The sequence below is a fragment of the Thalassovita mangrovi genome, from assembly GCF_009857745.1.
Classification (GTDB): Bacteria; Pseudomonadota; Alphaproteobacteria; order Rhodobacterales; family Rhodobacteraceae; genus Thalassobius; species Thalassobius mangrovi.
The window spans coordinates 77,637-97,193 of record NZ_WWEN01000010.1 but is presented as its reverse complement, the minus strand read 5'-3'; the positions used below and the strand labels follow the sequence as shown (position 1 = coordinate 97,193).

Annotated in this window: 23 protein-coding genes; 11 read left to right on the top strand and 12 right to left on the bottom strand. The window is 65.7% G+C overall.

The window, feature by feature from the left end:
- Position 1: 1 nt before the first annotated feature.
- The gene (locus tag GR167_RS18385; protein WP_160975197.1) at positions 2-532 is read right to left on the bottom strand and encodes a tripartite tricarboxylate transporter TctB family protein; all 531 of its coding nucleotides are present in this window, start codon (positions 530-532) and stop codon (positions 2-4) included.
- Between the two features lie 70 nt (positions 533-602).
- The gene (locus tag GR167_RS18380; RefSeq protein WP_160975196.1) at positions 603-1,544 is read right to left on the bottom strand and encodes a tripartite tricarboxylate transporter substrate-binding protein; all 942 of its coding nucleotides are present in this window, start codon (positions 1,542-1,544) and stop codon (positions 603-605) included.
- A gap of 157 nt (positions 1,545-1,701) precedes the next feature.
- Here GR167_RS18380 and GR167_RS18375 point away from each other — a divergent pair, with 157 nt between their 5' ends.
- Together GR167_RS18375 and GR167_RS18370 are read left to right on the top strand one after the other, a co-directional pair.
- A complete protein-coding gene (locus GR167_RS18375; protein WP_160975195.1) occupies positions 1,702-2,481 on the top strand; it encodes an IclR family transcriptional regulator in 780 nt (259 codons plus the stop codon).
- A gap of 55 nt (positions 2,482-2,536) precedes the next feature.
- Positions 2,537-3,889: an aspartate aminotransferase family protein gene (locus tag GR167_RS18370; protein WP_160975194.1), complete on the top strand. Its 1,353-nt coding sequence runs from the start codon at positions 2,537-2,539 to the stop codon at positions 3,887-3,889.
- 199 nt (positions 3,890-4,088) lie between these two features.
- Here the strand turns inward: GR167_RS18370 and GR167_RS18365 are convergent, their stop codons facing one another.
- The 3 genes from GR167_RS18365 to ubiA all read right to left on the bottom strand — a co-directional run bounded on the left by GR167_RS18365 (position 4,089) and on the right by ubiA (position 7,472).
- Positions 4,089-4,415 (bottom strand): hypothetical protein, encoded by a 327-nt coding sequence (locus GR167_RS18365; protein ID WP_160975193.1) that lies wholly within the window; start codon positions 4,413-4,415, stop codon positions 4,089-4,091.
- Positions 4,412-6,439, bottom strand: coding sequence for an OmpA family protein (locus tag GR167_RS18360; RefSeq protein ID WP_160975192.1), 2,028 nt, complete (start codon positions 6,437-6,439; stop codon positions 4,412-4,414). The genes GR167_RS18365 and GR167_RS18360 overlap by 4 nt, the downstream gene beginning before the upstream one ends.
- Positions 6,440-6,500: 61 nt before the next feature.
- Positions 6,501-7,472 (bottom strand): 4-hydroxybenzoate octaprenyltransferase, encoded by a 972-nt coding sequence (ubiA, locus tag GR167_RS18355; protein WP_235916035.1) that lies wholly within the window; start codon positions 7,470-7,472, stop codon positions 6,501-6,503.
- A gap of 12 nt (positions 7,473-7,484) precedes the next feature.
- Between ubiA and GR167_RS18350 the strand changes: the two genes are divergently transcribed.
- The 5 genes from GR167_RS18350 to lfb1 all read left to right on the top strand — a co-directional run bounded on the left by GR167_RS18350 (position 7,485) and on the right by lfb1 (position 11,475).
- Positions 7,485-8,207, top strand: a complete 723-nt coding sequence (locus GR167_RS18350; RefSeq protein ID WP_160975190.1) for a 16S rRNA (uracil(1498)-N(3))-methyltransferase — start codon at positions 7,485-7,487, stop codon at positions 8,205-8,207.
- Positions 8,204-9,061 carry a GNAT family N-acetyltransferase gene (locus GR167_RS18345; protein WP_160975189.1) on the top strand — a complete coding sequence of 286 codons (858 nt, stop codon included), beginning with the start codon at positions 8,204-8,206 and terminating at the stop codon, positions 9,059-9,061. Before GR167_RS18350 ends, GR167_RS18345 begins: the two co-directional genes overlap by 4 nt.
- Positions 9,058-9,573, top strand: coding sequence for a hypothetical protein (locus GR167_RS18340; RefSeq protein ID WP_160975188.1), 516 nt, complete (start codon positions 9,058-9,060; stop codon positions 9,571-9,573). Before GR167_RS18345 ends, GR167_RS18340 begins: the two co-directional genes overlap by 4 nt.
- Before the next feature lie 65 nt (positions 9,574-9,638).
- Positions 9,639-11,012, top strand: coding sequence for a glutamate--cysteine ligase (locus GR167_RS18335; protein WP_160975187.1), 1,374 nt, complete (start codon positions 9,639-9,641; stop codon positions 11,010-11,012).
- A 115-nt stretch (positions 11,013-11,127) separates the two neighbouring features.
- Positions 11,128-11,475 (top strand): LIC10280 family protein, encoded by a 348-nt coding sequence (gene lfb1 / locus GR167_RS18330; protein WP_235916033.1) that lies wholly within the window; start codon positions 11,128-11,130, stop codon positions 11,473-11,475.
- Between the two features lie 61 nt (positions 11,476-11,536).
- On the opposite strand, the gene GR167_RS18325 is transcribed toward lfb1, so the two are convergent.
- The 7 genes from GR167_RS18325 to GR167_RS18295 all read right to left on the bottom strand — a co-directional run bounded on the left by GR167_RS18325 (position 11,537) and on the right by GR167_RS18295 (position 16,832).
- Complete coding sequence (locus GR167_RS18325) at positions 11,537-12,010, bottom strand: YHS domain-containing (seleno)protein (RefSeq protein WP_160975186.1); 474 nt, start codon at positions 12,008-12,010, stop codon at positions 11,537-11,539.
- Between the two features lie 361 nt (positions 12,011-12,371).
- Entirely contained in the window at positions 12,372-12,977 is a 606-nt protein-coding gene (gene plsY, locus GR167_RS18320) for a glycerol-3-phosphate 1-O-acyltransferase PlsY (protein WP_160975185.1), read from the bottom strand.
- On the bottom strand, positions 12,977-14,257 hold the full coding sequence (pyrC, locus tag GR167_RS18315) for a dihydroorotase (protein WP_160975184.1): 1,281 nt from the start codon (positions 14,255-14,257) through the stop codon (positions 12,977-12,979). The genes plsY and pyrC overlap by 1 nt, the downstream gene beginning before the upstream one ends.
- A gap of 64 nt (positions 14,258-14,321) precedes the next feature.
- Complete coding sequence (locus GR167_RS18310) at positions 14,322-14,873, bottom strand: aspartate carbamoyltransferase catalytic subunit (RefSeq protein ID WP_160975183.1); 552 nt, start codon at positions 14,871-14,873, stop codon at positions 14,322-14,324.
- The gene (locus tag GR167_RS18305) at positions 14,870-15,310 is read right to left on the bottom strand and encodes a hypothetical protein (protein WP_160975182.1); all 441 of its coding nucleotides are present in this window, start codon (positions 15,308-15,310) and stop codon (positions 14,870-14,872) included. The genes GR167_RS18310 and GR167_RS18305 overlap by 4 nt, the downstream gene beginning before the upstream one ends.
- A complete protein-coding gene (locus GR167_RS18300; protein WP_160975181.1) occupies positions 15,307-15,879 on the bottom strand; it encodes a hypothetical protein in 573 nt (190 codons plus the stop codon). Before GR167_RS18300 ends, GR167_RS18305 begins: the two co-directional genes overlap by 4 nt.
- Positions 15,876-16,832, bottom strand: a complete 957-nt coding sequence (locus GR167_RS18295; RefSeq protein WP_160975180.1) for an aspartate carbamoyltransferase catalytic subunit — start codon at positions 16,830-16,832, stop codon at positions 15,876-15,878. Before GR167_RS18295 ends, GR167_RS18300 begins: the two co-directional genes overlap by 4 nt.
- Before the next feature lie 169 nt (positions 16,833-17,001).
- On the opposite strand from GR167_RS18295, the gene GR167_RS18290 reads away from it, so the two are divergent.
- Genes GR167_RS18290 through moaB form a run of 4 tightly spaced genes read left to right on the top strand, consistent with a single transcriptional unit; the run spans position 17,002 to position 19,542 of the window.
- Positions 17,002-17,781: a uracil-DNA glycosylase gene (locus GR167_RS18290; protein ID WP_160975179.1), complete on the top strand. Its 780-nt coding sequence runs from the start codon at positions 17,002-17,004 to the stop codon at positions 17,779-17,781.
- Positions 17,778-18,377 carry a metallophosphoesterase family protein gene (locus GR167_RS18285; protein WP_160975178.1) on the top strand — a complete coding sequence of 200 codons (600 nt, stop codon included), beginning with the start codon at positions 17,778-17,780 and terminating at the stop codon, positions 18,375-18,377. Before GR167_RS18290 ends, GR167_RS18285 begins: the two co-directional genes overlap by 4 nt.
- Positions 18,374-18,994: a LysE family translocator gene (locus GR167_RS18280; RefSeq protein ID WP_160975177.1), complete on the top strand. Its 621-nt coding sequence runs from the start codon at positions 18,374-18,376 to the stop codon at positions 18,992-18,994. The genes GR167_RS18285 and GR167_RS18280 overlap by 4 nt, the downstream gene beginning before the upstream one ends.
- A 5-nt stretch (positions 18,995-18,999) precedes the next feature.
- Positions 19,000-19,542: a molybdenum cofactor biosynthesis protein B gene (moaB, locus tag GR167_RS18275; RefSeq protein WP_160975176.1), complete on the top strand. Its 543-nt coding sequence runs from the start codon at positions 19,000-19,002 to the stop codon at positions 19,540-19,542.
- The last annotated feature ends 15 nt before the right edge of the window (positions 19,543-19,557 follow it).

The following is a 19,557-nucleotide window of genomic DNA, read 5'->3' as shown; positions in this document are numbered from 1 at the left end:
CTCAGAAATTCAGGATGAAGAAGCCGCGCATCGCGCCGGGCAGGTATTCGTAAAGCGCGGCACCGGGGATTTTCACGTTCAGCAAGGATTTGAACAGGAGCACGATTACGATGCCCAAGCCCGCGCTGATCCACAACAGCCGCCGGTCGCTGTATCCCATACGCCAGACCATTAGCGGCATGAACACCACCGTTACCGGCAGGTATCCCACCAGCGGCACCAGCATCACGTAAGCCATGAACCACAGCGCGTATTCCAGCACCTGCGCCCAGATCATCACCTCGTTGCGGTCGAACCGGTCAAGCTTGCGCCGGGGCAGGTGCCACAGGTGCAGCGCACCGAACAGGACCATGCCGCCCAGACCCACGGCGGGCCAGAACCGGGGCTGGGCGAAGAACTTGGTCTTCTTTACCCATTTGGTCTGATCACCGATCTGGCTCAGCAGCAGCGCCGACAGCGCCAGGAAGGCGATGGCGAAGATCACCTGACCGCTGCGCCGGCCGATCTGGCGCGAAAGCTCGTCTTGGCTCATGAGGGGTGTCCGGGTTCAGTGCGGAAAGGAAAGGCCGGGCAACCTGCGTCGCCCGACCGATTGGACAGGATCACTCCAGCAGCTTGCCGACGCGATCCACCGTTTCGATATCCGTGGCGATCCGGGCGGCGGCGTCATCCGCGCCCTGCCAGTAGACCAGCGCCCCGGTTTCCTTGGCGACGGCCTGTGCCCGCTCGCTCATCACCGTTTTCGCGGCCACGGCGATGATTTTTTCGCGCACGTCGGCGGGGGTGTCCTTGGTCACGAACAGCCCGTTCCACAGCGCGATGTTCAGGCTGTCGTCCAGTTCGCCAATGGTCGGCGCATCCGGGACCAGCGGGATGCGGCTGTCGGTGATCGCGGTCAGCACCTTGACCTGATCCAGGCAGGGCAGGATCAGCTGCAGCGTGGTGTTGATCACATCCGCATCGCCGCTGGCCAGCGTGTTGCAGTCCAGCGCGTCGAAGGCCGCGTCCGATCCCCATTCGAAACCGGCGTTGACGGCGAAGGCCTTGGTCACCTGCGTCGGGGTCAGAACGTCTCCGAAATGCCCCAAGGCCACGTCGTTGGATTTCGCATATTCCGCCAGTTCCGCCATCGAGGAATAGGGCGCGTCTCCGCTGGTGGCGATGACGAAGGGGTAGGTCAGGAAGATGCCCAGCGGGTCGAACTTGGCCGGGGTCAGTTCGTCGATGCCGATCTGGTGGCCGACCACCGGAACGCCGATCACGAAGGACCCGATGGTGTAGCCGTCGGCGGGCGCGTTGGCGACTTCGATCGCGCCGGGGAAGGGGCCGCCGCCGCCGCCGGGCTTGTTCACCACCGCCGCCGACACGCCGTATTCGGTCTGGAAATCCTCGGCGATCATCCGGGTCAGCACGTCTTCGAGGTCGCCCGGCGGCCAGGGCACGATGAAGCTGACGGGTTTTTCGGGGTATTCGGCGACGGCCGCACCGGCGGTTGCCGTAAGGGCAAGCGCAAGGGCGCCGCCCAGAATCTTTCTGATGGTCATTTCAAGCTCCCTGTTATGGTCGGTTCATTATTTGAACCGTTGGTTCTTTTTTAGATTGACAGAGGGTCGGAGTTTCTGTCAACGAATTTATAGGCCGGGGGATGGTTTTGATCTTTGTCCGCCCTGAAACGTGCAAAAGGGAAAGGTGATCCCGCTTATGGGAACGGTAACCAAGGCTTTGTCATTGCTGGACTATTTCAACCGGTCGCGGGCGCAGATCGGGCTGAGCGACATGACCCGCCTGTCGGGGATGAACAAGGCCACCGTGCATCGCCTGCTGACCGAATTGGCCGAACTGGGATTCGTCGAACAGGTCGGATCGGGGCGCGAATACCGGCTGGGACCGGCCTTCCTGCGCCTCGCCGCGCTGCGCGAGGCGGCGGTTCCGATGCGGGAATTGTCGCTGCAGGTGCTGCACGATCTGAGCGACGCGACCAGCGAAACCGCGCATATGTCGCTGCTGCAGGGCGACCAGTTGTCGACGCTGGCCTATGCCTACAGCCCGGTGCACGGCACCAAGGTGACGATGGAAGACGCCGAGGTCCTGACCCTGCACACCACCAGTTCCGGGCTGGCCGTTCTGGCCTATAGCCCTGCCGATTTCGTCGACCGGGTGCTGGCCGCGCCGCTGGAGGCGAAGACCCCCGACACGATCACCGATCCCGATCAGCTGCGCGCCCGCCTGCGCGCGGTGCGCGACACCGGCATCGCGGAATATGTCGGCGGGTTCGAGGAAGACGTGCATTCCCACGCGGTGCCGATTTTCGATTCCGCGCAGGCGGTGATCGGCGCGGTCGCCGTCGCCGCCCCGGTGTCGCGGATGGACGACACGCTGATCGCGCTGGTCCGCGCCGAGGTAAAGACTCACGCAATGAATTTGACCCGGCTGTTGGGCGGCTTCCCGCCCGACGATTTCAACCGAGATATTCCGGCCTGACCGGGCCGTTCGGAACAACGCCCGCGACAGGGCATTCAATCAGAGGGACAGACCCATGAAAGACAGCAATTTCCTGAAAGAGATGAATGCCCGCTCGGTCTGGCACCCGATGGCGCATCCTGCCGACAGCCAGAAAAACCCGCCCACCATCGTCACCGGCGCGCAGGGCGTGCGGATCACCGATGTCGACGGGCACGAGGTGGTCGATGGTGTCGGCGGCCTTTGGAACGTGAACCTGGGCTTTTCCTGCCAGCCGGTGAAGGATGCGATTGCGGCGCAGCTCGACCGCTTGCCCTATTATTCGATCTTCCGCGGCACCACGAACGATTGCGTGATCGAGCTGGCCGAGGAATTGCGCGATTTCTTCGCCCCCGACGGGTTGTCCCGCGCCTTCTATACCAGCGGCGGGTCGGACAGCGTGGAAACCGCTTTGCGGCTGGCGCGGCAATACCACAAGGTCAAGGGCGAACCGGCCCGGATCAAGTACCTGTCGCTGAAGAAGGGGTATCACGGTACCCACACGGGCGGCGCCTCGGTCAACGGCAATGCCAATTTCCGCACCCAGTACGAACCGCTGCTGCCCGGCTGCTATCACATCCCGGCGCCCTATACCTATCGCAACCCATTCAATGAAACCGACCCGGAAAAGCTGGCGCAGCTCTGCCTGCAGGCGCTGGAGGACGAAATCGCCTTCCAGGGTGCGGGCACCATCGCGGCGATGATCATGGAACCGGTGCTGGGCGCGGGCGGAGTGATCCCGCCGCATGAAAGCTTCATGCCCGCCGTGCGCGAGATCTGCAGCAAACACGGCATCCTGCTGATCGCCGACGAGGTGATCACCGCCTTCGGCCGCACCGGCAGCTGGACCGGCAGCCGTCACTGGGGCGTGCAGCCCGACCTGATGTGCACCGCCAAGGCGATCACCAACGGCTATTTCCCTTTCGGCGCGGTGATGATTTCCGATGCGGTGGCCGAGGTGTTCGAACAGGACGAAACCGGCCTTGCCGCCATCGGTCACGGCTACACCTATTCCGGTCACCCGGTGGGGGCGGCGGCGGCGCTGGCCTGCCTGGCGGAAACCAAGCGGCTGAACGTCAAGGACAACGCTGCAGAGCGCGGGGCGGAGCTTTTCGCCGGGCTGCAGGCGCTGCAGGCGGATTTCGACGTGATCGGCGACGTGCGCGGCGGTCACGGTCTGATGTGCGCGCTGGAGCTGGTCAGCGACCGCGCCACCAAGGCGCCGATCGACAAGGCGCGGGTCAACAAGGTGCAGGAAGTGGCCTATCAGTCCGGCGCGATGGTGCGGGTGTCGGGGCCCAACATCATCCTGTCGCCGCCACTGGTGCTGGCGTCCGAGGACGTGCAGGTGATCCTGTCGTCGCTGCGCGCCGGGTTCGAAAGCCTGTAACAGCGATCAGAAGAAAACAAAGCCCGGAACAAGGCCGCCAGGTCGCCGGGACAGCGCCAGTCCGTCCGCACGGGCTGGCGCTTTGGTGAGGTTTGATCTTCCACCGATGGCGAGCATGAGTTTGGCGGGATAAACTGCCACGCTCACAGGTCGCAGCGCCACCCCGCGGACTGGCGCAGGCCCGGCTTGCGCAGCCCGATCAGCCCGCGTTCTGCCGTTCGATATAGGCGCGCAGCTCTTCCGCCTCGCGCCGCGCTTCGCGCAGCCCGTCCATTGTGGCGGACAGTTCGGCCTCGGTCTGCGACAGCTGGTTGGTCAGCTCGGCCTCGCGCTGCTGCATATAGGTGATCGCCTGGTCGCGGGCTTCCTCGGCCTCGTGCAGTTCCTGCGCCATGCGTTCCAGTTCGCCGATATCGGACTGGGCGACGCGGGTGAACTTGTGGATCAGCCAATAGGCGAACCAGCCGAGGCAGAAGGCCACGAACAAAACGATGGCCGTTGCGATGATGAACTCGGTTCTATTCATTGGTTTGCGTCCTCCGCATCGGCGTCTTCGCCCGGCTTGTCTTCTTCGGCGGGCATGTCTTCCTCGGCCGTGGGTTGGTCTGTCTCAGCTGTCGTAGCTTCTTCTTCGGCGGCCGGGATGGTGTCGTTGTCGGCGCCTTCCGCGGTCGCGTCCATGCCTTGCTCTGCTGCTTCGGCTTCAAGGCTTTCAAGCGCGGTTTCGCCTTCCACCACCGGTTCGGGGCGGATCAGCTTGAATTCGATCCGGCGGTTGGCGTCGCGGCCTTCCTCGGTTTCGTTGCTGGCGATCGGGTTGCTTTCGCCATAGCCGACCGCCTTGAAGGACGAGGTCAGGATGCGCCGTTCGCGCAGCGCGTTGAGCACCGCCTGGGCGCGCGCCTGGCTCAGCGCCTGGTTCATGCTTTCGCGGCCCTGGCTGTCGGTGTAGCCGCCGATTTCCATCTTGATCTCGCCGCATTCCTTCAGGATTTCGGCGATGGCGTCGATGATGTTCTGGGAATTCGCGTCGGGCGTATAGGACCCCGGTTCGAAATTGATCTTGCTGGTCTCGAGGATCTTGCCGATCCGGGCCTCGCATTCCTCGGGGGTGGGGATCGCCGCGACCGGGTCGAGCTTTTCCAGGTATTCGACGTCGATGTCGAAGCGCGCGCTTTCGCCCAGCTTGGCGACCAGCAGACGGGCGATGCGGGCGCTGGCATCGGGGCGGCCGGTCTTGCCGTAGATCGAAATCACATCGGGCGTCACCGTCACCGCGCCGTTGGACAGCTGCGACAGCGCCTCGATCGCGGCCAGCACCCGCAGCGGCCAGCTGTCGGGCAGCGTGTCGTCCAGTCGCGCGGCGGTATAGACCGAGGCCGATCCGAACCGCGCCCGCGCATAGCTTTCGGTGGCGGCGCGCGCCAGGTCGTCGGAGAGCCGTCCGCGCAGCTGCACCTGGCCCTCGGGCGACAGGGTGGCGACGAATTCAGGCGCCTCGCCGGGTTCAAGATCGGCCGGTCGCGGCAGGGTGGGGTGCAGCGAAAACAGATCGGGAAGGTCGTTTTCCAATTCACCCACCACCCGGTCGAAGCGGGCCTGTTCGGTGCCCTCGGCTGCGATCAGCGTGATGTCGGCATCGGCAAAGGTCACCGAGCCGCCGCCGAGGTCTGCCAGGGCGGCAATCGACAGTTCGGCGGCCTCGGCCCAGCGGGGCGAGGGCACGCCAAGCCCGATGGTGCAGTCGGCCTCGCCGCTCAGCCCGGCCTTGCGCGCGGCGGCCAGGATGCGGTCGCGGGCCTCTTCGTCCTCGGCGGAACAGGCGTCGAAGCGGGCCTCATCGCCTTCGATCAGGAATCGCAGGGTGAAGGGGGTGATCACCGGGCGCGGCGCGGAAATATCCAGCGCCAGCTCCAGGTCGTGCCCGGCGGCGCGCGACAGGTCCTTTTCCAGCTTGAGCTTGGCTTCGGCGCTGTCGGTCATGGCGCGGATGGCAATGGCCCCCGCTTCAACCGAAATCTTCGACCGTGGCAGGGTCTTCAGCGCCTTGATGCCGAAGTCGACGCTGTCTTCCCAATCTTCGGGCATGTCGTAATCGGCGGTCTGCAGCAGGTCGGACACCGGCGCGTCGCCGGCGATCGATTGCAGCGACTTGACCAGCTTGCCCCTGTCCATATCCGCCGGCACCAGCCCGATCAGGGAAATGCCGCTGTCGTTGCGCAGGATTTCGATGGAAAAGCGCGGCGCCTGCATCGAGGCGCTGTCGGCCACGCCCATGTCGTCGATCACCCGCGCCGCGTCGACGACGCCGCCCGCGGTGGTGATCGCCTTGAAACGCTGTGCCTCGGACGGGGCGGTGCCAGTCAGGAACACCTTCAACCCGTCGGCATGGACCTCGGCCCAGGTCAGCCCCTGATCGTCGAGGCTGCGGCGGATGCCGAGTTCGGAATTGTCCTCGATCACGTCCACCACGCTATGGGCGGCCAGCAATCCCAGGGCTGCGGCGATCGCGAAGGGCGCGGCAGTAATAAGAAGCGAAGACAGGCGCATATTTTCCTGCAGGTATTGTCAAGTTGTGCAGATGTTTAGGCCCGCAGGACACATTGTGCAATCACAGCAGCGCGGCACCGGCGAAAAACAGCAAAGGGATCAATCCGGTGTCGCGGTTGGCGCGGAACAGTTTCAGGCAGATCGCGTGATCCTCGGTATCCAGAACCCGCATCTGCCAGACCATATGCGCGCCGAAGGCCCAAGGGCCCAGCAGCGCCACCAGGATTGCGAAGGGCGACCCGTCGCGCCCCGTCATCGCCAGCAGAACCGCCAGCGCCATCAGCGCGACGGACAGCACCAGGAAGCGCTTCAGCCATTGCGGCGTGCGTTCGGCGAACAGCCGGGCGGTGGATTTCACCCCGATCAGCGCGTCGTCTTCCTTGTCCTGATGGGCATAGATCGTGTCATAGAACAGCGTCCAGGCCATGCCCGCGAAATAGAGCGCGAAGGCCGCCGGGTGCAGCGACCCGGTATGCGCCACCCAGGCCAGCAAGGCACCCCAGTTGAAGGCGATGCCCAGGAAGACCTGCGGCCACCATGTGAAGCGCTTGGCGAAGGGATAGATGGCGACCGGCAGCAGCGACAGCACGCCCATCGCGATGGCGGCGGTGTTGAAGGTCAGCAGGATGGCGCAGGCCACCAGCGCCTGCAGCACCAGATAGGCGGCGGCCTGCTTGGCGCTGACCTGTCCCGACGGGATCGGGCGCGACCGGGTGCGTTCGACCTTGGCGTCGAAATCGCGGTCGGTGATGTCGTTCCAGGTGCAGCCCGCGCCGCGCATCAGCCAGGCGCCGATGCCGCAGCCGACGAAGATCCACAGATCGTGCATCCGCGCCTGCCCGTCATGCAGGATCGCTAAGGCCAGCCCCCACCAGCAGGGCAGCAGCAGAAGCCATGTCCCGATCGGCCGGTCGGCGCGCGACAGCCGCAGGTAAGGGCGCGTCCAGGCCGGGGCCAGGTGATCCACCCAATTGCCGCGCACGGCGTCGGAAACCTGGCCTGCGGGCTCTGGCGTCTGGGGATTGTGCGGCATATGAATAGGTCCATGACAATGAAGATCCGCCTCTATGTAGATCATCCGCTGGGGCAGGGGCAATCGGTTCCCCTGGACCGCGACCAGGCGCATTACCTGTTCGGGGTGATGCGTCAGCAGCTTGGCGCGCAAGTGGCGCTGTTCAACGGGCGCGACGGCGAATGGCGTGCCGAGGTGGTCGAGGCGGGCAAGCGCGGCGGCACCCTGGAATGCCGCGAGCAGACCAGGCCGTTGCAGATGCCTCCCGACCTGTGGCTGATCTTCGCGCCGATCAAGAAGGCGCGCACCGATTTCATCGTCGAAAAGGCGGCCGAGATGGGGGCCGCCAGGATCATCCCGGTGCAGACCGATTTCACCAATTCCGAACGCATCCGGCAGGACCGGCTGCAGGCCCACGCGGTCGAGGCGGCGGAACAATGCGGCGGCACCTTCGTGCCGGAAGTGACCGATCTGCAGAAGCTCGACCGGCTGCTGGCCGACTGGCCCGAGGATCGCAAGCTGATGTTCTGCGACGAGGCGGAGGTCGGCGCGGGCAAGGTTCTGGGCGAGGCGGGGCCGGGCCCCTGGGCGATCCTGATCGGCCCCGAGGGTGGTTTTTCCGAGGCCGAGCGCAAGCGGCTGCACGCGTTGCCCTTCACCCATGTGGTCAGCCTCGGCCCGCGCATCCTGCGCGCCGACACCGCGGCGGTGGCCGCGCTGACCGTCTGGCAGCAGGCCCTGGGGGATTGGGGATGATCCGGCAGGCGCGGCCCGGCGAAGAGGCGGAGATCGACGCCTTCCTGGCCGGTCACCCGGAAACGTCGATGTTCCTGCGCAGCAACCTGGCCGAATACGGGCTGGAAGACCGGCAACACCCGCACGCGATCACCTATTACCGCGCCCCGCAAACCGGCCCGGTCGAGGCTATCTTCGGGCGCGCCAACAATGGCTTCCTGATGTGCCAGGCCCCGGCGGCGGGGCCCGGTCTGTGGCAGGATTTCGCCGCGACCCTGCAAGGGCAGCAGGTCTGCGGCATGACCGGGGATGACGGTCAGGTTCTGGCGGCGCTCGCCGCGCTTGGCCTGTCGGAGGGGGCGTTCAACCTGAACCATGCCGAACCGCTTTACCGGCTCGACCTGGCAGCGTTGCGGGCTGTTGATGTGGATATACGCCGACCGGTGGCCGATGATGTCGACCTGCTGTCGCTGTGGTTCGCGCAATATATGCGCGACACCGGGCAGGGCGGGGATCAGGCGGACAGCCTGCGCGCCGCCATCACCCGCGCGGTCGAGGCGATTTCGCGCGGCAAGACGCGGCTGTTGATCGAAGGCGGGGTGCCCGTCGCGATGACCGGCATCAACGCCGAGGTGGGCGATATGGTGCAGATCGGCGGCGTCTTCACCCCGCCGGACCGGCGCGGGCGGGGCCATGCCCGCCGCGTGGTCGCCGCGCACCTGGCGGAACTGCGCGATGCAGGCATCAATACCGCGATCCTGTTTGCCAATAACGCCGCCGCTGCGCGCGCCTATGAAGCGATCGGGTTCGAACGGATCGGGGCCTATCGCGTGGCGATCCTGAAAGCGCCCCGGGTGATCGGAGCCGCCGCATGAGTTTCCTGCGCCCCGAAGCCGCCGCCGGTCTGCGCCGCTGGAGCGAATCCATTGTCGCGCTGTGTCTCAGCCTGCTGGGGCTTTACTGGGCGCTGACCTCTTTCGGGCTGCTGCGCTGGCTAGGCTGGGTGATCCTGGCGCTTGGCGTGGTCTGGGTGTTCCTGTCGGTGCGCCGGGCGCGGTTTGCCCGTGGCATGGGCGGCGCGGGCATCGTCGAGGTGGACGAGGGCCGGGTCAGCTATTTCGGGCCGCGCGTCGGCGGATCGCTGGCGATCCCGATGCTGGTCACGGTGCGGCTGAAGCGCGACGCGGGGGGCGACCTGGCCTGGTTCCTGCTGGCGCAGGAGACCACGCCGCTTAACATTCCGGTGAACGCGGAAGGGTCGGATGCGCTGTATGACGTCTTCGCCGCCCTGCCGGGCCTTGATATGCAGGCGATGCTCAGGGCGCTGAACGATCCGCCCTCCGACGACGTGCTGATCTGGCATTCCGACATGCGCCGGTTGCATTGACTTTGCCGGAAAATGACCTCAATTCTGACCGGACCTAAAAAAGGCAAGACAGAGCGGAGCGAACCATGTCAATTCCCCAATCCGGCGGCGGGCCGATCGAACATCGCGACCAGCTGGCCGAATATCTTGCCTCGGGCTGCAAGCCCGATTCCAACGACTGGCGCATCGGTACCGAGCACGAGAAATTCGGCTATTGCAAGGATGCGCAGAAGCCCATTCCCTATGATGGCGAACGGTCGATCCGCGCCGTGCTGGAAGGGCTGCGCGACCGCTACGGCTGGAACGAGGTGCGCGAGGGCGGCCACCTGATCGGGCTGGAAAAGGACGGCGCCAACGTGTCGCTGGAACCGGGCGGGGCGCTGGAACTGTCGGGGGCGCCGCTGGAAACCATCCACCAGACCTGCGACGAGGTGAACACCCACCTGCGCGAGGTGAAGGACATCGCTGACGAGATCGGCGTCGGCTTCATCGGGCTGGGCGCCGCCCCGGTCTGGACCCATGACCAGATGCCGCTGATGCCCAAGGGGCGCTACAAGCTGATGGACGCCTATATGGACAAGGTCGGCACTACCGGCACCACCATGATGCGGCGCACCTGCACGGTGCAGGTGAACCTCGATTTCGGGTCCGAGGCGGACATGGTGCAGAAATTCCGCGTGGCGCTGGCGCTGCAGCCGGTCGCCACCGCGCTCTTTGCCAATTCGCCCTTCTTCGAGGGCAAGCCCAACGGCATGAAATCGTACCGGTCCTGGGTCTGGCAACACCTGGACCCGGCGCGCACCGGGATGCTGCCCTTCGTGTTCGAGGACGGGTTCGGGTTCGAACGCTATGTCGATTACGCGCTCGATGTGCCGATGTATTTCGTTTACCGCGACGGCAAGTATATCGACGCCCTGGGCCAGTCGTTCCGCGATTTCCTTGACGGCAAGCTGCCTGCGATGCCGGGCGAAACCCCGACGCTCAGCGACTGGGCCGATCACCTGACCACGATCTTCCCCGAGGCGCGGATCAAGAAATACATGGAAATGCGCGGCGCCGATGGCGGCCCGTGGCGTCGCATCTGCGCTTTGCCTGCCTTCTGGACCGGGCTGATGTACGATCAGTCCTCGCTCGATGCGGCCTGGGACCTGGTGAAATACTGGGATGCGGAAACCCGCGAAGCCTGGCGGGTCGAGGCCGGTATCCGCGGTCTGCAGGCGATCGTCGGCGGTCGCCGGATGATCGATCTGGCCGCCGAGGTGCTGGACATTTCGCGCGCCGGTCTGAAGGCGCGGGCGCGCCCCGGCCTGGGCGGCATGGTGCAGGACGAACGCCATTTCCTACACGCGCTGGAAGACAGCGTCGAGACCGGCAAGACCCCGGCGGACGAGCTGCTGGAACATTACCACGGCGACTGGAACGGCGATCTGAGCCGGATCTACGCCGAATATTCCTACTGATCGGCAGGGCTGCAGGGCGAAATCGGAAACCGGTTTCGCCCTTTGCGCTTTGTGTTCCGAAAAACACCTCGTTTTCCGGTACTGTGCTAGTATGGCCCTTTCAGGAGGGTTTTTGATGATGATGTTTCAACGGACGCGGCGGGTCTTCTTGGCGGCCCTGGCCGCTTGTCTGGTCGCTGGTACGGCCTTGGCGCAGTCGATCGAAGGAACCTATCGCGCAGAGGGGCGCAATCCCGACGGATCGACCTATACGGGCACCGTGATGGTGACGGATCGCGACGGCGCGGTGCAGTTCAACTGGCGGGTCGGGAATTCGACTTACGTCGGTACGGGGACGCGCAATGGCGATGTGATCTGGGTCGATTGGGGCAGCCAGTACCCGGTGGTCTATGTGCGGATGCCGAGCGGCGAATTGCACGGCACCTGGCAGAACGGCACGGCGCTGGAACGCTTGATCCCCTGATCCCACGTCCTGCCGGTGTGGGGCGGGGCAATGCCCCGCCGCCGTTTTCGCGTCGCAGCGCTTATTGCAGCAGGACGGCCGGATCTTCGTGTTCGATCTCGGTCCACTTGCCTTCGGCCTTTTCGAGATAGCCGGGGATGTCGCTGTTCCAGCGCTCCTGGATGTCGGTGGACAGGTTCAGGTAGAGTTCGTCATCGATGATGGCCCAGACGGTCGGGTCGCCGTCGACCTTGATGCCCATCGCGGTGCCGAAGGCGCAGTAGCCGCCGTATTTCGGCAGGTAGGCTTCGGGATCGGCGTCGAAGGTGGCCTTGTTGGCGTCGGAGGAGAACCGGTAGGTGGTGTCTTCATAGACCGAAGTGATCTTGTAGCTGCCCTTGGTGGGCGCGCCTTCGGTGAAATAGGCCACCGGGTCATAGCCCTGCAGCGCCAGCCCGGTCGAGGAGGCGTTCACCTCGACCCCGGCAGCCAGCGCGGCACCGGCGAGAGAGGCGGAGAGCGCGATACCGCCCAGCAGCGTCTTGATCTTGTTCATGGGAAATTCCCTTCCTTTTGTTTTTTGCCCGGGTCGATTCAATTGCGAACCCGGATTTTCAAATGAGCGGACAGCGAAACCGTGCTGCCCAAGGTTGAAACTGGGGCGGCGGGGCTTCACGTTCAAAGCAACTGTTTTTGACTGTGCGCGGCCATACGGGGCGCTGTGCGAAATTGCGGGAAACGGGCGTGCGCAGCAGCAGCGGGGCGGTTTCAGGCCCGCGTGATCCATAGGTGCGCCCGTTCCGGGCGCGCTGGATGCGCTTCGCCTGAGGGCGAAGCGGTTGGGGGCGCTGCCCCCGACGTTGAAAACCGGTCGGTTTTCAACGCCTCCCCCGGGATATTTGAAAAAAGGAGAAGGGCTATTTCTGGCCGATCTTGGGCTCGGTTCCGGCGCGCAGCCGGGCGATATTGGCGCGGTGGGTCCAGAAGATCAGCACGGTCAGCGCCGCGCCCAGCACGATCAGTGTGCCCTGGCCGAGAAACACCATCCAGATGGTGCTGAGCGCCGCCGCCAGCAGCGCCGAAAAGGACGAGGTGCGGGTGATGAACGCGGTGACCAGCCAGGTGGCGCAGGTGGCGAGCCCGACCGGCCAGGCCAGCGCCAGCATCAGGCCGATGAAGGTCGCCACGCCCTTGCCGCCCCTGAATTTCAGCCAGACCGGGAAGCAATGGCCGATGAAGGCGGCGAGCCCCGCCAGCTGCGCCGCGTCCTCGCCCGCCAGCGCGCGGGCCAGCAGCACTGCGGCGGCGCCCTTGCCGCCGTCGAGCAGCAGCGTCAGCGCGGCGGCGGGTTTGCTGCCGGTGCGCAGCACGTTGGTGGCGCCGATATTGCCCGATCCGATCTGGCGCAGGTTGCCCAGCCCCATCGCGCGGGCCACGAGCATGCCGAAGGGGATCGAGCCCAGCCCGTAACCGATCAGCGCCCAGAGGATCAGGATCGCGGGGGAGGAGACGAGATCCGGCATCAGTTTTCCCCGAAGACCTGTTTGCCGCCGACGAAGGTCGACAGCACCTTGCCCTGCATCCGCTGGGTGTCGAAGGGCGTGTTCTTGGATTTCGAATGCAGCTTGAACCGGTCCAGCACGAAGGGCGCATCGGCGTCGAACAGCACCAGGTCGGCGGGGGCGCCGGTGCTCAGCCGGCCGCAGGGCAGGCCGAGCCGTTTGGCGGGATTGAGCGACATGGCGCGGAACAGCTGCGGCAGGGTCAGGTCGCCGGAATGGTAGAGCCGCAGCACCGCCGGAAGGAAGGTTTCCAGCCCCACCGCGCCGCTGGCCGCTTCCTCGAAGGGCAGGCGCTTGGATTCCTCGTCCTGCGGCGTGTGGAACGACCCGATCACGTCGATCAGACCGTGGCGCAGCGCCTCGACGATCGCCAAGCGGTCGTCCTCGGACCTGAGCGGCGGCTTGACCTTGAAGAAGGTGCGGTAATCGGCGACGTCGAATTCGTTCAGCGTCAGGTGATGGATCGAGGTGCCCGCGGTGACATCAAGCCCGTTCTTGCGGGCGCGCTCCAAAGCGGGCAGGGCGCGGGCGGTGGTGATCTGGTCGAAATGGTATTTCGCCCCGGTCATTTCCAGCAGAGCGATATCGCGGTCCAGCCCCATCCGTTCGGCCATCGGCGATACGGCGGGAAGACCTCGCAGCGAGGCGAATTTGCCGCTGGTCACCGCCGCGCCCAGCGAAAGTCCAGGATCCTGCGGATGGCCCATCACCAGCGCGTTCAGGCTGCGCGCATAGGTCAGCGCGCGCGACAGCACCTTGGTGTCGCTGACCACGTGATCGCAATCGGTGAAGGCGATGGCGCCGGCGTCCTGGAGAAAGCCGATTTCGGTCATCTCGCGGCCTTCGCGCCCCTTGGTCAGCGCCGCCATCGGCACCACGTTCACCGGTGCTGCCTCATTGGCGCGGCGGGTGACGAATTCCAGCGTTTCGGGGCTGTCGATCACCGGCGCGGTATCGGGGCGCGTCACCATCGTGGTCACGCCGCCCGCCGCCGCCGCAAGGCCCGCCGACTTGAAGCTTTCCTTGTGCCGCTCGCCCGGTTCGCAGACCTTCACGCCGATATCGACGATGCCGGGGGCGAGGTACTTGCCGCGCCCGTCGATCACGCGAGTGCCTTCGGGCACAACGATTTCCGCCCCGTGCCCGGCGATCACGCCATCCTTGACCAGAAGCGTACCATGGGTGACCGACCCGGCTTCGGGGTCGATCATGTGGACATCGGTGAAAAGCAGCGTCGTCATGTGGGCTTTCCTTCAGCGGCGTTGCGGCCGGTATAGCCGGAGAGATGCGGAAAGGGGAGGGCGTTCATCGCATTTCCTTTTGGTCTTCGATGCGCCCGTCGTGGCGCGCGGCGCGCTGGATGTCGCGCATCATGCGATAGACCTCGCGCCCCTCGGCGATGCGTTCGAAGCCGACCTTGATGCGGCGGTGGCCGTTTTTCGTGCGTTTGGTGGTTTCGGCGAAATGCAGGGTGGGCAGCGGGCCGTCGTCCAGGCTCAGCACCGTGTCGGGCGTGATCGGATAGCTGTCCAGCGACCGGCCCCGCAGCGGCAGGTCGCTGGCGATGAAGGCGCGCCGGTTGCTCAGCGTGTACCAGCTGTGGCGGCGCTTATAGGCGGACCAGAACAGCCCGCCGATGCTGAGCCCGATCCCGACCGAGAAATGGATCAGCCCGAACATCCAGAAAAACCCGCCCGCCTGCGACGCCATGATCATCCAGAACAGCGCGAAACCGGCAAAGGCCAGGCCGAACAGGAAGGTCGCGATATTGGCGGGCTTGAACACCACCGCGCCGTCGGGGCGGCCCTGCCAGATCACCTCTTCCCCGGGATCGAGAATGCCGTCCCAGCCGGTCATCCCAGGCCCCCGTTTCGGGCCCGTTCGATCCGCGCGATGGTGTCGTCGCGGTCGGCCTGGAATTTCAGCATATGCTTGTCGCCCGACAAGGTAACCAGCTGCACCGCGCTTCCCAGTTTGCGGATACGGGCGATCTCGGCCAGGCGCAGGTTGCGCCCCTGCGGGCCCAAGAGCCGGGTTTCGGTCATGTCCCAGCGGGCCTTCAATTCGTCCGAGGCGAGGTAGAAGGCGCGCACCGCCACCGCGGCCAGCCCGCCGATCGCGCCGGTCCAGACATGCGGGTTGCCAGTAACCCAGAGCGCCGCCATGCCGACCGCCATCGCCCCCGCCGCGATCCAGGCGTGATCGCGCCAATAGGCGCCCCTGTCGGGGTGGAAGCTGTGCCGGACGGTTTCGCCGGTCTGCAGCGGCGTGGTCGGTGTCATCTCGGGGATCATCCGAAGGTCCCTTTCAGGAAAGCGATCAGCGCGGCGAGGCTCAGGGCGAGGATCAGAACGGCGGCCCAGAACCAGCGCGGCAGTTGCGGCGCGGGGGCCGGTTCGGCAGGTGCCTCGCCAATGCTGCCCTGTGCGGATGCACTGCGCAGCGGGGTGAATTCTATCTCGGGCGGTTCTTCGTCCCAGGCGCCGATCAGGGTGACATGCGCGGCCGGGGCCAGCGTTTCGTGGCGGTCGTGAAAGGCGCGGGAATAGAGGATCATGACGGTGCCGTCCAAGGCCTCGATCCGCGCCCGGTCGTGTTCCAGCGCCGCCTCGGGCAGCCCGTTGGCCTTGACCAGGTAATTGAACAGCCCGAAATCCGACAGATCGGAGGCCTCGAATATCTCGATCCGGGTCGCGTCGATTTCCGCCACACCCAGCAGATCGGCCAGCCGCCCGGCCGCCAGCCCCGGCTCGGCGGCGTTCAGGATCACCTGCAGCCGCTCGCGCTCGTCCCGGTCCACGTCGAGCGCGAACAGGCGCAGGCCCTTGCCTTCGTCGGGCCGGACCTGCAGCGGGTCGATCACACCATCACCCCTTGCTCCGCCCGCGCCGCGCGCAGGTTGCGCGCCAGCAGGTCCATCGCGGCCATCCGCACCGCGACGCCCATTTCCACCTGTTCCTGGATCACCGACCGGTTGATGTCGTCGGCGATGGTGCCGTCGATTTCCACGCCCCTGTTCATCGGGCCGGGATGCATCACGATGGCGTCGGGCTTGGCCACGGCCAGCTTGTCGGCATCGAGCCCGTAGCGGTGGTAATATTCGCGCTCGGACGGGATGAAGCCGCCATCCATCCGTTCCTTCTGAAGCCGCAGCATCATCACCACGTCGACGTCCTGCAGGCCCTCTTCCATGTCGTGGTAAACCTCGACCCCGAACTGGTCGATCTGGGCGGGCATCAGGGTGGGCGGGCCGACCAGCCGCACCCGGTTTTCCATCTTGCCCAACAGGATCAGGTTCGACCGCGCCACGCGGGAATGGGCGATGTCGCCGCAAATCGCGATGTTCAGCCGGTGCAGCCGGCCCTTGGCGCGCCGGATCGTCAGCGCGTCCAGCAGCGCCTGCGTCGGGTGTTCGTGCCGCCCGTCGCCCGCGTTCAGCACCGCGCAATTGACCTTCTGCGCCAGCAGGTCCACCGCGCCGGAATGCGGATGGCGCACCACCAGCAGGTCGGGATGCATCGCGTTCAGCGTCAGCGCGGTGTCGATCAGCGTCTCGCCCTTCTTGATGGAACTGGCCTGCATCGCCATGTTCATCACGTCGGCGCCCAACCGCTTGCCCGCCAGTTCGAAACTGGCCTGCGTCCGGGTCGAATTCTCGAAGAACATGTTGATCTGGGTCAGCCCGGCCAGAGCGTCGGAATGTTTCATCTCGCGCCGGTTCAGATCGACATACTGGTCGGCCAGGTCCAGCACGGCCGTTATCTCCGACGGGTGCAAGGGTTCGATCCCCAGAAGATGCTTCTGCGTGAATGTCATCGATCCCTCCATGCTGGCATTGCCCCGCTTATAAAAATACCCCTCTGCCCCCGCAAGCCTCCGCGTTTCTTCTTGGCGCAAATACTCCGGGGGTGAATGCGCGGCACGGCCGCGCAGAGGGGGCAGCGCCCCCTTTCCCCCGCCTGCCGCAAGGGATAGTTTCCAATTCATGGAATCGGCACTGGATTTTCACACCGCCAAGGCGCTGCTCGAGTGGCAGATCGAACTGGGCGCGGATGAGGCGCTTTGCGAAGCGCCGGTGGATCGCTATGCGCTGGAGGCCGAGAAACCCAAAGCCCGCGCCAAGCAGGCCTCGCCAGCGCCGGTCAAAGCGCCCGAGGTCGATCCGGCGGCCGAGGCCCGCGTGGCGGCCAAGGCGGCGCAGGACCTGGCCGGACTGCGCGCCGCGATGGAGGCCTTCGATCACTGCGAACTGAAACGCGGCGCGCGCCAGCTGGTGTTTTCCGACGGCAATCCGGCGGCCCGCGTGATGATCATCGGCGAAGCGCCGGGGCGGGATGAAGACCGCGAGGGCCGTCCCTTTGTCGGCCGCGCCGGGCAATTGCTGGACCGGATGCTGGAGGCGATCGGGCTCGACCGCGCATCGGACGCGCCGGAAACCGCCGTCTACATCACCAATGTGCTGCCTTGGCGGCCGCCGCAGAACCGCGATCCGAAACCGGATGAGATTGCCATGATGCTGCCGTTCCTGGAACGGCACGTGGCGCTGGCCAATCCCGACATCCTGATCCTGATGGGCAATATCAGCTGCCAGGCGGCGTTGGGCAAACGCGGCATCACGCGGCTGCGCGGCCACTGGGCCGAAGCCTTCGGCAAGCCCGCCCTGCCGATGTTCCACCCCGCCTACCTGCTGCGCACGCCGCAGGCCAAGCGCGAAGCCTGGGCCGACCTGCTGGAGGTGAAGGCGCGGCTGAGGGCCATGTCATGAAGGTGCTGGGTTTTTCCGACCTGCACCTGGCGCGCCGCGCCGCCGCCGGGCTGGTCACGGCCAGCGCCGAGGCCGATCTGGTGATCGGCGCGGGGGATTTTTGCAACATGCGCCAGGGGCTCGATCAGGCGATGGAGCTGCTCAGCGGTATTACTGCGCCGATGGTTCTGGTGCCGGGCAATGCCGAAAGCGCCGAGGAACTGCGCGCCGCAGCCCCCGTAAACGCCCATGTGCTGCATGGCAACGGGGGCGAGGTCGACGGGCTGAAACTCTTCGGTCTGGGCGGCGGCGTGCCGGTCACGCCCTTCGGGTCCTGGTCCTTCGATCTGACCGAAGACGAGGCCGCCGCGATGCTGCAGCTGTGCGAGAGCACCGACATCCTGATCACCCATTCGCCGCCCAAGGGCGTGGCCGACCGCACCTCGCAGGGGCAATCGGTTGGCTCCACCGCGATTCATGCGGCGATCGAACGGATACAGCCAAAGCTGGCGCTTTGCGGCCATATCCATGACAGCTGGGGCGTGCGCGGCTTTATCGGCGCGGCGGAGGTGGTCAATCTCGGCCCACAAGGTACCTGGTTCGAGATCGCGCCATGATCGACCCGGTCACGCTTCTGGCCTTCATCCCCGCCGCATTGGCGCTGAACCTGACGCCGGGGGCGGACATGATGTTCTGCCTCGGCCAGGGGCTGCGCTCGGGGCCGAAGGCGGCGGTTGCCGCCAGCGCGGGCATCTCGGCGGGGGCTTTCTTCCACGCCGCCGCCGCCGGGCTGGGGCTCAGCGCGCTGATCGCGGCGCTGCCCTGGGCCTTCGACGCGATCCGCTGGCTGGGCGTGGCCTACCTTCTGTGGCTGGCGCTGCAATCGCTGCGCGGTGGCGCGGTTGCTTCCGACGCTCCGCCGGTCCGGGCGGCACGGGCGTTCCGCGACGGGCTGTTGGTCAATCTGACCAATCCCAAGGTGATCCTCTTCGTGCTGGCCTTCGTGCCGCAATTCGTCGACCCCGCCAACGGGGCGGTGCTGGGACAGTTCATGATCTTCGGCGCGGTGCTATCCTTCGGCGGTTTCATCATCAACGCGCTGGTGGGGCTGTTCGCGGGCGGCCTGGGCCGTCAACTGACCGGCAACCCGGTCTTTGCCCGCTGGCTGGGCCGGATCAGCGCGGGGATCTTCGCCGGGCTGGCGTTGCGCCTGGCGCTTTTGGAAAAAGGATAAGGCAGATGTCGCGTATCGATGAGAGCAAGGAATTCATCCCCGTCCGCATCGCGGTGCTGACCGTGTCGGATACCCGTAGTCTGACCGAGGACCGTTCCGGCGACACGCTGGTCGGGCGGATCGAGGGCGCGGGCCATATCGTCGCCGACCGCAAGATCATCCGCGATGAACGCGCCGAGATCGCCGATCAGCTGCGCGTCTGGATCGCCGACAAGGAGGTCGATGTGATCATCTCGACCGGCGGGACCGGGCTGACCGGGCGCGACGTGACGGTCGAGGCGCATCGCGACGTCTATGAAAAGGAAATCGAGGCCTTCGCCACCGTTTTCACCATCGTCAGCATGCAAAAGATCGGCACCTCTGCGGTACAAAGCCGCGCCACCGGCGGGGTCGCGGGCGGAACCTACCTGTTCGCGCTGCCCGGCAGTACCGGCGCCTGCAAGGATGCCTGGGACGAAATCCTGCAATATCAGCTGGATTACCGGCACTTGCCCTGCAATTTCGTCGAAATTTTTCCCCGCCTGGAAGAACATAAGCGACGGAAATAACATTCCACACGTATA

Bases quoted from the DNA above. Each gene is read 5' to 3' on its own strand.
- GR167_RS18370 (WP_160975194.1), top strand. From the start codon at position 2,537: ATGAAAGACAGCAATTTCCTGAAAGAGATGAATGCCCGCTCGGTCTGG.
- GR167_RS18345 (WP_160975189.1), top strand. From the start codon at position 8,204: ATGATCCGGCAGGCGCGGCCCGGCGAAGAGGCGGAGATCGACGCCTTC.
- pyrC (WP_160975184.1), bottom strand. From the start codon at position 14,257: ATGACGACGCTGCTTTTCACCGATGTCCACATGATCGACCCCGAAGCC.
- GR167_RS18375 (WP_160975195.1), top strand. From the start codon at position 1,702: ATGGGAACGGTAACCAAGGCTTTGTCATTGCTGGACTATTTCAACCGG.
- GR167_RS18360 (WP_160975192.1), bottom strand. From the start codon at position 6,439: ATGCGCCTGTCTTCGCTTCTTATTACTGCCGCGCCCTTCGCGATCGCC.
- GR167_RS18385 (WP_160975197.1), bottom strand. From the start codon at position 532: ATGAGCCAAGACGAGCTTTCGCGCCAGATCGGCCGGCGCAGCGGTCAG.
- GR167_RS18380 (WP_160975196.1), bottom strand. From the start codon at position 1,544: ATGACCATCAGAAAGATTCTGGGCGGCGCCCTTGCGCTTGCCCTTACG.
- GR167_RS18340 (WP_160975188.1), top strand. From the start codon at position 9,058: ATGAGTTTCCTGCGCCCCGAAGCCGCCGCCGGTCTGCGCCGCTGGAGC.
- lfb1 (WP_235916033.1), top strand. From the start codon at position 11,128: ATGATGATGTTTCAACGGACGCGGCGGGTCTTCTTGGCGGCCCTGGCC.
- GR167_RS18290 (WP_160975179.1), top strand. From the start codon at position 17,002: ATGGAATCGGCACTGGATTTTCACACCGCCAAGGCGCTGCTCGAGTGG.
- GR167_RS18280 (WP_160975177.1), top strand. From the start codon at position 18,374: ATGATCGACCCGGTCACGCTTCTGGCCTTCATCCCCGCCGCATTGGCG.
- GR167_RS18365 (WP_160975193.1), bottom strand. From the start codon at position 4,415: ATGAATAGAACCGAGTTCATCATCGCAACGGCCATCGTTTTGTTCGTG.
- plsY (WP_160975185.1), bottom strand. From the start codon at position 12,977: ATGCCGGATCTCGTCTCCTCCCCCGCGATCCTGATCCTCTGGGCGCTG.
- GR167_RS18310 (WP_160975183.1), bottom strand. From the start codon at position 14,873: ATGACCGGCTGGGACGGCATTCTCGATCCCGGGGAAGAGGTGATCTGG.
- GR167_RS18295 (WP_160975180.1), bottom strand. From the start codon at position 16,832: ATGACATTCACGCAGAAGCATCTTCTGGGGATCGAACCCTTGCACCCG.
- ubiA (WP_235916035.1), bottom strand. From the start codon at position 7,472: ATGCCGCACAATCCCCAGACGCCAGAGCCCGCAGGCCAGGTTTCCGAC.
- moaB (WP_160975176.1), top strand. From the start codon at position 19,000: ATGTCGCGTATCGATGAGAGCAAGGAATTCATCCCCGTCCGCATCGCG.
- GR167_RS18325 (WP_160975186.1), bottom strand. From the start codon at position 12,010: ATGAACAAGATCAAGACGCTGCTGGGCGGTATCGCGCTCTCCGCCTCT.
- GR167_RS18335 (WP_160975187.1), top strand. From the start codon at position 9,639: ATGTCAATTCCCCAATCCGGCGGCGGGCCGATCGAACATCGCGACCAG.
- GR167_RS18305 (WP_160975182.1), bottom strand. From the start codon at position 15,310: ATGATCCCCGAGATGACACCGACCACGCCGCTGCAGACCGGCGAAACC.
- GR167_RS18285 (WP_160975178.1), top strand. From the start codon at position 17,778: ATGAAGGTGCTGGGTTTTTCCGACCTGCACCTGGCGCGCCGCGCCGCC.
- GR167_RS18350 (WP_160975190.1), top strand. From the start codon at position 7,485: ATGACAATGAAGATCCGCCTCTATGTAGATCATCCGCTGGGGCAGGGG.